This window comes from Micrococcus lylae NBRC 15355 (assembly GCF_001570885.1).
In the GTDB taxonomy this organism is placed as follows: Bacteria; Actinomycetota; Actinomycetes; order Actinomycetales; family Micrococcaceae; genus Micrococcus; species Micrococcus lylae.
In genome coordinates this window covers 1-12,277 of record NZ_BCSN01000066.1, presented here as the reverse complement: position 1 = coordinate 12,277, position 12,277 = coordinate 1, and the positions used below count along the sequence as shown (strand labels likewise).

12 protein-coding genes are annotated in these 12,277 nt (G+C 71.8%); 7 read left to right on the top strand and 5 right to left on the bottom strand.

Annotation, left to right across the window (positions count from 1 at the left end):
* Positions 1-392 precede the first annotated feature (392 nt).
* The 3 genes from MLY01S_RS10865 (at position 393) to MLY01S_RS10855 (ending at position 2,556) form a co-directional block, all read left to right on the top strand.
* Positions 393-1,328: an amidohydrolase family protein gene (locus MLY01S_RS10865; RefSeq protein ID WP_306301695.1), complete on the top strand. Its 936-nt coding sequence runs from the start codon at positions 393-395 to the stop codon at positions 1,326-1,328.
* 183 nt (positions 1,329-1,511) lie between these two features.
* On the top strand, positions 1,512-1,739 hold the full coding sequence (locus MLY01S_RS10860) for an amphi-Trp domain-containing protein (RefSeq protein WP_067191971.1): 228 nt from the start codon (positions 1,512-1,514) through the stop codon (positions 1,737-1,739).
* Positions 1,740-1,791: 52 nt separating this feature from the next.
* The gene (locus tag MLY01S_RS10855; protein WP_067191968.1) at positions 1,792-2,556 is read left to right on the top strand and encodes a queuosine precursor transporter; all 765 of its coding nucleotides are present in this window, start codon (positions 1,792-1,794) and stop codon (positions 2,554-2,556) included.
* Here MLY01S_RS10855 and MLY01S_RS10850 read toward each other — a convergent pair.
* Positions 2,511-3,548 (bottom strand): nucleoside hydrolase, encoded by a 1,038-nt coding sequence (locus tag MLY01S_RS10850; RefSeq protein ID WP_067191981.1) that lies wholly within the window; start codon positions 3,546-3,548, stop codon positions 2,511-2,513. The genes MLY01S_RS10855 and MLY01S_RS10850 overlap by 46 nt on opposite strands.
* Before the next feature lie 207 nt (positions 3,549-3,755).
* Positions 3,756-4,409, bottom strand: coding sequence for an MBL fold metallo-hydrolase (locus MLY01S_RS10845; RefSeq protein ID WP_067191965.1), 654 nt, complete (start codon positions 4,407-4,409; stop codon positions 3,756-3,758).
* A gap of 288 nt (positions 4,410-4,697) precedes the next feature.
* Between MLY01S_RS10845 and MLY01S_RS10840 the strand changes: the two genes are divergently transcribed.
* Entirely contained in the window at positions 4,698-6,077 is a 1,380-nt protein-coding gene (locus tag MLY01S_RS10840) for an NAD-dependent succinate-semialdehyde dehydrogenase (RefSeq protein ID WP_067191962.1), read from the top strand.
* Positions 6,078-6,231: 154 nt separating this feature from the next.
* Here the strand turns inward: MLY01S_RS10840 and MLY01S_RS10835 are convergent, their stop codons facing one another.
* Positions 6,232-7,485 (bottom strand): hypothetical protein, encoded by a 1,254-nt coding sequence (locus MLY01S_RS10835; protein ID WP_067191958.1) that lies wholly within the window; start codon positions 7,483-7,485, stop codon positions 6,232-6,234.
* A 202-nt stretch (positions 7,486-7,687) separates the two neighbouring features.
* Between MLY01S_RS10835 and MLY01S_RS10830 the strand changes: the two genes are divergently transcribed.
* The gene (locus MLY01S_RS10830) at positions 7,688-8,218 is read left to right on the top strand and encodes a peptidylprolyl isomerase (RefSeq protein ID WP_067191954.1); all 531 of its coding nucleotides are present in this window, start codon (positions 7,688-7,690) and stop codon (positions 8,216-8,218) included.
* A 121-nt stretch (positions 8,219-8,339) separates the two neighbouring features.
* Positions 8,340-9,161, top strand: coding sequence for a rhomboid family intramembrane serine protease (locus MLY01S_RS10825; RefSeq protein WP_082740128.1), 822 nt, complete (start codon positions 8,340-8,342; stop codon positions 9,159-9,161).
* 295 nt (positions 9,162-9,456) lie between these two features.
* Here the strand turns inward: MLY01S_RS10825 and MLY01S_RS10820 are convergent, their stop codons facing one another.
* Positions 9,457-9,810 carry a cell division protein CrgA gene (locus MLY01S_RS10820; RefSeq protein WP_306301694.1) on the bottom strand — a complete coding sequence of 118 codons (354 nt, stop codon included), beginning with the start codon at positions 9,808-9,810 and terminating at the stop codon, positions 9,457-9,459.
* 197 nt (positions 9,811-10,007) lie between these two features.
* Here MLY01S_RS10820 and MLY01S_RS10815 point away from each other — a divergent pair, with 197 nt between their 5' ends.
* Positions 10,008-10,667: an anthranilate synthase component II gene (locus tag MLY01S_RS10815; RefSeq protein ID WP_067191951.1), complete on the top strand. Its 660-nt coding sequence runs from the start codon at positions 10,008-10,010 to the stop codon at positions 10,665-10,667.
* Between the two features lie 134 nt (positions 10,668-10,801).
* Here MLY01S_RS10815 and MLY01S_RS10810 read toward each other — a convergent pair.
* On the bottom strand, positions 10,802-12,277 hold a 1,476-nt coding region (locus tag MLY01S_RS10810; RefSeq protein ID WP_157531295.1), incomplete at its 5' end, for a PASTA domain-containing protein.

Genomic DNA, 12,277 nt, shown 5'->3' with positions numbered 1-12,277 from the left:
GGTTCTGGCCATCATGGCGACGCCGTCGATGCGCAGGTGGGATTCCCCGCACAGGCGCAGGATGCGAGGATGCATGTGTGATGTTCTGTGCGGGGAGGAGAAGCGGTCGGAATGGGTGACCTGCTGATCAGCGATGTGCGTCCCTGGGGCGGCGATCCCGTGGACGTGCGCGTGTCCGACGGCGTCATCACGTCGGTCGAGCCGCACGGCGGTGCGGGCTCAGGCGACCGCACCGTGCAGTCTGAGCACGTGGACGGTGCCGGACGCCTGCTGCTGCCCTCGTTCACCGATGTCCACGTCCATCTCGATTCCACCCGAGTAGGACTTCCGTTCGAGCCGAACGAGGTGGAGCGCCGCAATCTCTGGTCCTTCATCCAGAATGACCGCGACAACTGGCGGAACGCCGGGAAGTCCGTGGCGGAGCGCGCGACGCACACACTGGGCAGCGCGATCGCGCACGGCATGACGCGCGCCCGCAGCTACGCCAGATCGATGCGGACTGCAGACTGGAGCGGCTCGAGGGCGTCCTCGCAGCGAAGGAAGCACACGCGCACCGCGCCAGCGTCGAGGTCGTCGCCTTCCCACAGGCCGGCCTCCTGCTGGAACCCGGGGTCCCTGCGCTCCTCGAGGAAGGTCTGCGGAACGGGGTCGACCTGGTGGGCGGCATCGATCCCTGCGCCCTGGACGTGGATCCCCGTCAGCACCTCGACATCGTCTTCGACCTGGCCGAGCGCCATGGGGTCGGGATCGACATCCACCTGCACGAGCCGGCAGAGCTGGGCCTCTTCAGCGCGCAGCAGATCATCGAGCGCGTCCGTGCTCTCGACATGCGGGGTCGCGTGACGATCGCGCACGCGTTCTTCCTCGCGGGGATCTCCGAGAGCCAGCGCGCGCAGGTGCTGGCCGACCTCGCGGACCTCGACATCGCCCTCGCGACGGTGGCGCCCAGCGGACGGGGGACGCTGCCGCTGCTCGAGATCCTGGACGCGGGCGTGCGGATCGGCCTGGGACAGGACGGGCAGCGCGACTACTGGTCGCCCTACGGCAACACGGACATGCTGGACCGCACCTGGCAGCTGGCCTTCACGAACGGACTGCGGCGTGATTCGGACATCGAGCGTGCGCTGGAGACCGCGACACTCGAAGGAGCGCGGGTGATCGATCCGACCCGGAGCCGATCCGAGTCGCGTGGCGTGGGTGTGGGGGAGACGGCCGACCTCGTCCTTCTCCCGGGCGAATACCCGGCGTCGGCGGTCATGGACCGGCCAGGCAATCGCACGGTGGTGCGTGCCGGCCGGGTCGTGGCCCGGGACGGTGAGCTCGTCTGACACGGACCTGATCGTCCCCCTCCGCTCGCCCACGACGGTGAATCGCGCCGGGGTCGATGAAGGCTCGCACGTGCCGGCCCGGACAGGGCGGCCAGAGGCGATGCCGGCGACCCACAGCTGCTGCGGCGCCGTCGTCGGAGGCGAGGGGGAGACCTGTACGCCAGGTGGGGCTACTCTCGGGGCATGGGCAAGGACCTCTTCGAGAACGAGCAGAAGCAGACCATGACCAGGGAGCAGGCCGCGGCCCGGCTCCGGGAGCTCGCGGACCAGCTGGCGGACCAGAACGAGGTGCGGGTGGAGCACGGCGGCCGGGACGTCGTCGTCTCCGTGGCGGACCAGGTGGAGTTCGAGGTGGAGCTCGAGGTGGAACAGGGCGGACAGAGCGAGCTGGAGATCACGCTGAGCTGGTGAGCCCCGCGGGCCCCGGCTCACACATCCGGACGGAATCTGGTTCCATGTTCCGGTGACTACCACCACCGAACCCACAGACAGGCCCGCCTCTGGGCAGGGCACCCCGGAATATGCCGAGGTGCCCCACAGCCACTACGACCTGTTCGTCGGCATCTTCGTCGGCCTGCTGCTCCTGTCCGGAGTGACCGCGGCGAAGCTGTTCTACGGACCCACCATCCCCGTCTTCAGCGACCTCTTCTACGGCGGCGGCCCCCTCATCTTCGACGGCGGCGCGTTCCTGTTCCCGCTGGCCTACATCGTCGGCGACATCCTCGCCGAGGTCTACGGCTACCGCCGGGCCCGCCGGGCGATCTTCATCGGCTTCCTGATGCTGATCGTCGCGGCCCTGACCTACCAGGTCGTCGCGCTGACCACGCCCGTGGAGGGCTTCGAGGCCTGGAACGACGCCCTCGCCCCCACCCTGCGCCTGACGCTCGCCGGCCTGGCCGGGTTCTTCGTCGGCAGCCTGGTCAACGCCAAGATCGTCTCCCGGATGAAGGAGCGGATGAAGGAGCGCAGCGTCGCCCTCCGCCTGATCCTCTCCACGCTCGTCGGTGAGTTCCTGGACACCCTCGTGTTCTGCCTCGTCGCGTTCGCCGGCACGATCTCCCTGGCCGAGCTCGCCAACTACACGGTCACCGGCTACATCTACAAGTGCCTCGTGGAGATCCTGATCGTCCCGCTGACGCTCCTGATCATCCGCTGGCTGAAGCGCCACGAGCCCACCTACCGCTACGAGGAGCCCACTGAGCGCTCCACCGCCACAGCGGCCGCCTGAGCGAAGGCCGAGAACACCGCACTGGGGTCGTTGCCCGTGACGCGTCGTGCGTTCGGGCGGCGGCCCCAGATGTGTCTGTCGTCGTGGACGGTGGTGCCGCGCAGCAGGTCCGAGTCCGCCTCCACGTCGACCACGGTCGTGGCCGTGCTGTAGTCGGCCACCCCGGCCGCGGCCTGGGCGGCGAAGAGGTCGTGCAGGTGGGCCACGTAGCCCTGGTCGTAGTCGTGGTGGAACTCGAAGTAGAACCGGAGCGCGTCCGCCAGCACGTCCAGCACGGGCAGGCCCGTGTCCGCCACGGGGCCGTCCTGCCGTGGGCGGTCCACGGACCACCACACGGGCCGACCTCCCGCGTCCTCCAGGAGCCCGTCCAGCAGGGCCGGCGTGTACTCGATCCGCTCGGTGGTCTCCAGGGAGCACACCAGCGGCAGACGGTCCTCCGGCAGCCCTTCGAAGGCCGCGTAGACCTGCTTCGCGGCGTCCGGGTCCACCCACGTGTTCCACTCGGCCGTGGGCGTCGTGTTGCCCGGATAGTAGAAGGAGCCGCCCATGATCACGATCCCCGCCGCGAGCTCCGGCAGCTGCGGTTCGGCGCGCAGGGCCAGGGCGAGGTTGGTCAGGGGCGCGGTGCAGAGGATCGTCGTCTCGCCGGGGTGGGCGCGCAGCTCCTCCACCCAGACCTCCACGGCCGAACGCCCCGAGAGCCGCTCGGGCAGGTGGGGCACGCGCGCGTAGCCGATCCCTCCCTCTCCGTGGGTCTCCGGCGTGGTCTCCGGTGGCCGGCGCAGCGGCGCCTCCGCCCCGACGGCCACCTCCACGTGCCCCAGCCCCAGCAGCTCGAGCATGCCGAGGGTGTTCAGCGCGCACTCCCGGGCGGTCGCGTTGCCGCCGGTGGTGGTCACGGCGGCCAGCTCGGCGTCGCAGCCGGCCAGCTGTATCAGCGCGCAGGCGTCGTCGATGCCGGTGTCCACGTCCGCCAGGATCCGTCTGCTCACGACCAGCACCCTATCGGCCCTGCGTCGAGCCAGAGGCAGTGGCCCCTTCCGGGCGCTGTGACGTGTCCGTTTCTTCTGGTTCGGCGGGTCAGGGGGAGGGCACGACGACGGTGACGTGCCTCTTCCGAGGCGACCGAGCCGTCGTCGCCGGTCACCCTCCGGCCCTCCGGCCGGCAAAGGCCGGCCGAGGAATCCGGGCCCGGGCGTTCACAGTCGGTGCGGGTCGCCGCGGCCGCAGCGGAGGTACTCGGTGCCGTCGGGCACGAGGTTCGGCATCATGCCGTCCACCACGGAGCGTCCTTCGGGGGAGAGGATCGCGTCGTGGATCGGCACGGCTTGGCGCGGGGCCACGGCGCGGACGTACTCGACGGCCTCGGAGATCTTCATCCAGGGGGCGCTGACCGGCAGCAGGAGGGTGTCCACCTCCACGCCGTCCGGCAGGGCGGGGAACGAGTCGCCGGGGTGCAGCAGGGCGCCGTCCACCAGGTAGGCGGCGTTGTCCGGGCGGGGGACGTCCTCGTGGATCAGGGCGTGCTGTCCGCCGAGGACGCGCACCTCGAAGCCGCCCGCGGAGAAGGACTCCCCGGGCACGGCGGTGTGCAGGACGTCCTCCGGGACGCCCGCCTCCGCCAGCTGCGGCACCAGGTCCTCGGGTGCCCACACGTCCTGTGCTCCGGCGGCCACGGCCCGCACCACGCGCTCCGGGACCACGTGATCCGGGTGCAGGTGGGTGATCAGCACCGCCTCGACGTCCTCGAGGGCGGCCTCGTCGCTGAACGCGCCGGGGTCGAAGCCGATCCGGCGGCCGTCGCGCTCCAGTCGCACGGCGGACTGTCCCCACAGGGTGAGCTCGGCGGTCATGGGTCCTCCTGACTCTCGGCGGCGCACGGGGAGGCGTGCTGGGCCCGATTCTGCCGGTTCCCGCGGCGCCGAACCAGAGGAAACGGTCGCTTCGGGGCACCCCGAAGGGGCCACATTTTCTGGTTCGGCGCGAGGGCGGCGTTGGGGGCGGCGGCCGCCCGCCCTGGCGGAGGGTGGACGCGGCCGCCCGCCCTGGCGGAGGATGGAGACCTGCGTCACATCCGCCGCGCGGAGTCGTACCGGACCGCTCCGGCACGCACCCGCGCCCGTTTCGTGCAAAGGGGAACCATGGCACGCTTCCACACCACCGACCCGACCACCGGCGAGCTCGTCGAGGCGTTCGAGGGCCTCACGGACGAGCAGATCGAGCCGCTGCTGGACCGCGCACACACCGGCTACCTCGCCTGGCGTCGCACGGACGTCGCCGAGCGGGCCGCCGTCCTGCACCGCATCGCCGACCTCTACGACGAGCGCGCCGAGCAGCTCGCCCAGGACGTCACCCGGGAGATGGGCAAACCGATCACGGCCGCCCGCGGCGAGATGAAGACCTGTGCCGGGATCTTCCGCTACTACGCGGAGCAGGGCCCGGAGATGATCGCCCGTGAGCAGATCGAGCCGGCCACCGGGGGCACCGCCTACGTGCGTCGCGACCCGATCGGCGTGCTGCTGATGATCATGCCGTGGAACTTCCCGCACTATCAGATCGCCCGCGTGGCCGCGCCGAACCTGCTGCTGGGCAACACCATGATCCTCAAGCACGCCGGCAACTGTGCCCGCTCCGCCCTGAACGTGGAGCAGCTGTTCCAGGACGCCGGTGTCCCCGCCGACGCCTTCGTCAACGCCTTCGTGGGTCATGAGCACGTGGGCACGATGATCGCCGACGAGCGGATCGCAGGCGTCACCCTGACCGGCTCGGACCGGGCCGGCAGGATCGTCGGCGAGCAGGCCGGCCGTGAGGTGAAGAAGGCCGTCCTCGAGCTCGGCGGCTCGGACCCGTTCGTGGTGGCCCCGGACGCGGACCTCGAGGTGACGGCGAAGGACGCGGTGATCGGCCGCTGCGTGAACTCGGGCCAGACCTGCACGTCCTCGAAGCGGTTCATCGTGGTGGACGAGCTCTACGACGCGTTCCTGGAGAAGTTCGTGGCCGGCATGTCCTCCGTGCCGTTCGGCGACCCGCAGGACGAGGCCACGGTGGTCGGCCCGCTGTCCTCGGAGCAGGCGCGCATGGACGTGCACGACCTCGTGGAGGATGCCGTGTCCCACGGGGCGAAGGTCCTCACCGGCGGGCAGCCGCAGGACGGCCCCGGGTTCTTCTACCCGCCCACGGTGCTCGTGGACGTCCCCGAGACCGCCCGTGCGTACCGGGAGGAGATCTTCGGGCCCGTCGCGGTGGTGCACCGGGTGGCGGACCTGGACGCGGCGATCGAGCTGGCCAACGACTCCCCGTACGGCCTCTCCAGCTCCGTCTACACCACCAGCGCGGAGGTGGCCGAGGACGTCGCCGCCCGCCTGGAGGTGGGCATGGTCTGGATCAACTCGACCTCCAAGTCCTCCGCGGAGCTGCCCTTCGGCGGTGTGAAGCGCTCCGGCGTGGGCCGGGAACTCGGCCGTCTGGGCATCGAGGAGTTCGCCAACCACAAGCTCGTCCGCTCGCCCGGCGGCCTGTGAGCCGCTGACGGCACCACGACGACGGCCCCGCACTTCGACGACCTCGGTCGCCTCGGGGCGGGGCCGGCATGCGAGAGCCCCCGACGGCACTGCCGTCGGGGGCTCTCGTCGGGTCAGCGCTGCGTCGAGGGCGTCACCGCGGGGTCTCGTCTGCTCAGCGGGAGACGCCCGGGTTCGTGGAGGTCGGGCCGCCGGTGTCGACGGTGTCGACCTGGGCGTCGCCGCCGGCCTGTGCCACGCCGTCACGGGCGGCCTGGGCTTCGGCGATGGCGGCGCGCTGCTTGGCGTACGGGTCGGTGGAGCCGTGGGCGTCCACCACCGGGATGTTGGCGGTCACCGGGCCCGGGGCCGGGGCCTTCCACGGATCCTGGACCGGGTTGGTCAGCTTCCAGATCGCGTAGGCGGCACCGGCGGCGGCCACGGCCATGCCGGAGATGATCCAGCCCTTGCCGGAACGGGACTGACGCTTGGACTGCTTGGCCTGCTTCTTCAAGCCCTTCTCGGCGGTGGAGGCGTAGCCCTCGGCGGCCTTGCGGAGCTTCTTCACGATCTTCTTGTCCCCGGTCACGCGGACGAGGGTGTCCTCCACAGAGGCCGGGACCTTGTAGTCGTGCACGGACTTGCCGGCCTTGCCCGCGGCGTCCGCCAGGCGGGCGGCGGCCACCGGGACGTACTGGTCGCGGCGGTCCTGGGCGTACTTGGTGGCGTCGGCGACGCGGCGCTGCACCTCGGGGGACAGCTTCTGCTGGCCGGACTGGAGGGCGGCGAGGCCCGCGGCGACGGCGGCCTGGACGTCCTTGCCGCCCTGGGCCGCGCCCTTCTTGGCGGCCTTGCCCTGCTTCTGCAGGTCCTTCTTGAGGCCCTGGGCCTTCGCGGCGACGGCCTTGCGGTTCTTGGCGTTCTGCTTCTTCAGCGTCTTGCCCTTCTTTTCGGCGGTCTTCTTCATGTCCTTGCCCGCGGCCTCGGCCTGGCCCTGGAGGTCCGCGAGGAACCCCTGGACGGGGGACAGGACGCCGGCGAGGGCCGGGGACACGGCGGCGAGGCCGGCCGCGACCTGCGGGGCGTACTTCTTGTACTGGTCCGACACGGCCGGGGCCAGTCGGGCGTACTGCTGGGCGACGACGGCGTTGGCGCGCTCGGCGCCCGCGGCCAGCTGCGGGCCGTACTGGGTCTTCGCGTCCTGCAGCTGGGCCTTGGCGTCGTCGGCGAGCCGGCGGCCCTCCTTGCCGGCGATCTGGGCGCGGTAGGTCGAGTCGGCCAGGCCGTACTCGCCCCAGGCGCGGGCGGCCTCCACCTTCGGGGCGGCCCAGTGGCGGGCGTCCTCGCGGCGGCGGCCCAGGAATGCGCCGAGCTTGGTGTCGCGGAAGTCGGTCGTCTCGTCAATCGAATCGGAGGTCTTGAAGCCCATACGATCTCCTCGGAGCTGGGTTGGCCGCGGACGGGGTTCCTGTCCGCGCGTGGTGTTGCACCCCAGCCTAGTCGGCGGGACGGACGACAGCACGGTCCCCGGCGCGCGATGACGGCACGAGGGCTAAGCCCTGCGCGTAAGTGTGGCGCCGAGCATGCCGACCACCTGCACGCGGGCAGACGTCGATGGAACAATGAGGCCCATGACCAATGCCACGCACATCGCGACCATCCACACCAACCAGGGCGACATCGTCGTGGAGCTCTACGGCGACCACGCCCCGAAGACCGTGAAGAACTTCGTGGGCCTGGCCACCGGCGAGCAGGAGTGGACCCACCCGCAGACCGGCGAGAAGAAGACCGGCACCCCGCTGTACTCGGGCACCGTCTTCCACCGCATCATCAAGGACTTCATGATCCAGGGCGGCGACCCGCTCGGCATGGGCATCGGCGGCCCGGGCTACCAGTTCGGCGACGAGATCCACCCGGAGCTCCAGTTCGACCGTCCGTACCTGCTGGCCATGGCGAACGCCGGCCCGGGCACCAACGGCTCCCAGTTCTTCATCACCTCCGTGCCGACCGGCTGGCTGAACGGCAAGCACACCATCTTCGGCGAGGTGAAGGACGAGGCCTCCCAGAAGGTCGTGGACCAGCTGAACTCGGTCGCCACCGACCCGCGCGACCGTCCGCTGGAGGACGTCGTCATCGAGTCCGTCGAGATCGCCGAGGCCTGAACCGCACACCGGACAGACCCCTGACGTGGACGATCGGACCGATCCTCGCCAGAGACACGGCCCGGACGCCGGCGGCGCTCGACTTCCCGAGTGCCCGCGGCATCCGGGCCGTGTGGCGTACATGGCGTGCGTCGACTGCCGCCGCCCCGCCTGCCTGGAGTGTCAGGCCGGGACCACCGCCTCCGGCCACGTCGTGTGCCGTGAGTGCGCCGCCCGCCGCGCGCACGACCGGGCCGCGGGCGTCCCTCGGCGGCGCAGCGTGCTGCGGGACACCCCGTCGCTGATCTGGGGGCTGCTCGGCCTCAACGTGCTCGTCTACGTCGGCCAGTGGCTGACCCTGGACGGGCCCGCCGACCTCACCGCCCTCGGATGGTACGCGCCGGGGCAGACCTCCACGGTCATCATGGAGCCCTACCGGATGCTCTCGAACGCGTTCCTGCATTCGCTGCAGAACCCCGGGCACCTGCTCCTGAACATGCTCGCGCTGTGGATGCTCGGCCGCGCGCTCGTCCGTCCCCTCGGCCCGGTGCGCTTCCTCACCCTGTACGTGCTCTCGGCGTTGGGCGGCTCGGTGGCCGTCCTCTGGCTCTCGGACCCGCTCACGCCGGTGCTCGGCGCCTCCGGGGCGATCTACGGCCTCTTCGCCGCCGTCTTCGTCCTGGCCCGGGCCCGTGGGGGCAACATCCGGTCGCTCACCGTCCTGCTGGTGGTGAACCTCGTCTTCAGCCTCACCGTGCCGGGGATCTCCTGGCAGGGCCACGTCGGGGGACTGGTCGCCGGCGCGCTGACGGCCGGCTGCTACGAGCTGCTCGGCCCGGGCAGCCGCCTGGGGAAGAGGGCACCGTGGGTGCAGTGGGCCGGTGTCGTCGCGGTGCTTGCTCTGCTGGTGGTGCTGGCCGCCTTCGGCGCCGCCCGGATCACGCCCGCCGTGCTCTGGGGCTGACCCGCCCTGGGGCTGATCACCCCGTCCCCCGGCAAGGGAGAAGGCGGACGTTGTCCGTCCACGCCACGTCCCCGCGTCTCCACAGTGTTGTCCACACCGTGTCGCGGCGTTGTCCCCAGAGTTTTCCACAGGTGTGGATATGAATGACACTGATGTGTTTTGGCACTCCGCGGCTGGAGTTATCCACAGGGATATCCCCACTGTGGAGAATCACACCGATGTCATTTCCCAGGGCGTCGAGGTCCCGGCATCCTGGAGAATCCGCGGAGAACCGGCGGGTCGAGAGGCGCTGACCTCACTCCTCGGACCAGCGGGACATCATCAGAAAGCCCACCATGGCGATGCCGAAGCCGACGATGATGTTCCAGCCGCCGATGCCCGGGATCGGGAACGCGGTCTGGGTCAGGTAGAACACACAGATCCACAGCAGGCCCACGATCATCAGGCCGAACATCGTCGCCTTGTACCAGCGCGGCAGCGGCTTCGGACCGGCCTGCTCGGCCCGGGTGGCGCGGCGCTCCTGCCTGGCACGCCGGGCGGCCTCGCGGGCTTCGCGGCGCTCGTCGTTCTTGGCCTGCCGCTCGGCGCGCTTCACGTCCTGCTCGCTCGGTGCGGGGGCCCCCATGTCCGGGGTCTCGTTCTCGGCCACGGCGTGATCCTCACTGTGGGTCGTCTGTCTGAACTCGGCGGTCTGCGCCGCGGTACCCTGTTCCCATCCGCACCCCGCTCCGTCCGGTCGGTGCCGGCGGTGCGTCAGTGCGTCCAGCGGTCCGGGACGCAGCGTGACCCGGACCAGTCTATGTGCCCCACCGCACGTCGGCGGGGAGCCAGCGAAGGGAGCCGCCGATGGGCAGCGCCGCAGTCTCGGTCCTCGTGATCGACAACTACGACAGCTTCGTCTACACCCTCGTCGGGTACCTCGAGGAGCTCGGCGCCACCACCACGGTGGTCCGCAACGACGCCCTCTCCCCGGAGGAGGCGGTCGCGCTGGCCTGTCAGCACACCGCGATCCTCATCTCGCCCGGCCCCGGCGCCCCGGCAGACGCCGGAGTCTCCGAGCACCTCATCCGTCACGCCGCCACGGCCGGCCAGCCGCTGTTCGGCGTCTGCCTGGGCCACCAGGCGATCGCCGAGGTCTTCGGCGCCACGGTCACCCACGCCGAGTCCCTCATGCACGGCAAGACCTCGCTCGTGGAGCACCGGGGCCACCCGACGTTCGTGGGCCTGCCCAGCCCCTTCACCGCCACCCGCTACCACTCGCTGGCGGCCGTGCGGGAGACCGTGGACGAGTCCGTGCTGGAGATCACCGCGGAGACCGCCGACGGCGTCGTCATGGGCCTGGCCCACCGCACCGCGCCGCTGTGGGGCGTCCAGTTCCACCCGGAGTCCGTGCTCACCGAGGGCGGCTACCGCATGCTCGGCAACTGGCTCGAGTCCGCCGGCCTCCTCGGCGCCGCGGACCTCGGCGGGGCGCTCGCGCCCATCATGGGTGCCGGGGCCCGCTGACCGCCCCGCCCCCGCGTCCCGACGACGGAACGGCCCCTCACGAAGGTGAGGGGCCGCCGTCGTGGTGGAGGGGCTCCGGCCCTCCGGCCGGCGGGCGCCCGGCCTGCGCCGCGACGACAGCGCGGGCGGATCGGTCAGTCGCGCGGTGCAGGGCCGTTGGACGGGACGTCCGACGGCGGTCCGGGCTTGGTGGGGCGTCCCTCCGGAGAACTGGGGCTGCCGGACCCGGTCGGCGAGGGGCTCTCGGACGGGGTCGGGGAGTTCGTCGGGTCAGGGCTCTGCGACGGGGACGGCGACGGGTCGGGCGACTCGGTCGGGTCCTCGGACGGGGGCGGGGAATCCGACGGCTCTGGAGACTCCGTGGGGTCCTCGGAAGGGGACGGTGATTCGCTGGGCTCGGGGTCGTCGCTCGGCGAGGGGGACTCGGACGGTTCCGGTGAGTCCGTCGGGTCAGGGCTCTGCGACGGGGACGGCGACTCGGTCGGGTCCTCGGACGGGGACGGGCTCGGCGACGGCGTGGGGCTCTCGGACGGCGTCGGGCTCTGCGACGGTGACGGTTCGGGGTCCTCGCTCGGAGAGGGCGTCTCGGACGGCTCCGGGGCGGCCTTCGCGACGGTCAGCGTGACGGCGCCCTCGTTGTCCACCTCGCGGTCCGCGGGCGGGTCCTGACGCATGACGTACCCCGGGGTGGCGGCGGCGGACTCGCGCTCCTGCACCCGCACGATCACGTTCGGGGCGGCCTCCTGCAGGGCGGTGCGGGCCGACTCCTCGGACAGGCCGACCACGTTCGGCAGCGTCGTCCGGCCGGTGGACAGCTGCAGGTCCACGGAGGACCCGGGCGGCACCGCGCTGCCGAGCTCGGGGCTGGTGGAGACCAGGCGGTCACGCGGCACATCGGCGGAGTTCGTCGAGGAGACGGAGGAGACGGTCAGGCCCAGGCGGCTGAGCTCGTCGCGGACGGTGGCCTCGGAGGCGCCGCGCAGGCTCTCCGGCAGGGTCACCGAGGACGGCCCCTGGGAGACCTTCAGCCGGACCTCGGAGCCGGAGTCCACCCGGTCGCCGGCGCCGGGGTCCGTGGACACCACGGAGCCCTCGGGGACCTCGTCGTCATAGACCTCGGAGGTGCGGGTCTCCAGGCCGGCCTCGGTCAGCGTGGTCTCGGCCTGCTCGACGGGGACGCCCACGACGTCCGGGACCTCCACCTGGGAGTCGCGCCCGCCGAGCAGCAGGGGCAGTGCCACGGCGGCGGCCACCGCCAGCAGCAGAAGGGCGATCAGGCCGAATAGCAGGCCGCGGCGGCGGGGGGAGCGTTCCTCCTCGGCGTCTCCCACCGCTGTGGAACCGGTGTTCGGCAGGTCTGCGCGCACGGGCAGGTGACGGTTCGTGTCCACCGTGGAGAGCGAGCGGGGGGTCAGTGGGGGCCGGTGTCCTCCGGAGTCGACGGACGCGCCTGCCGCCCCGGCGGCGGTCGAACCGACGGCGGCGGCACCGGCCGCGGCACCGGCGGCGCCCGAACCGGCGGCGGCGCCGGCCGCGCCCGCTCCGGTGGCGGCGCCGGCCGCCGGCAGGGCGGGGGTGGAGTCCTCGGAGGGGGTGGGGCCGGCGGGGGG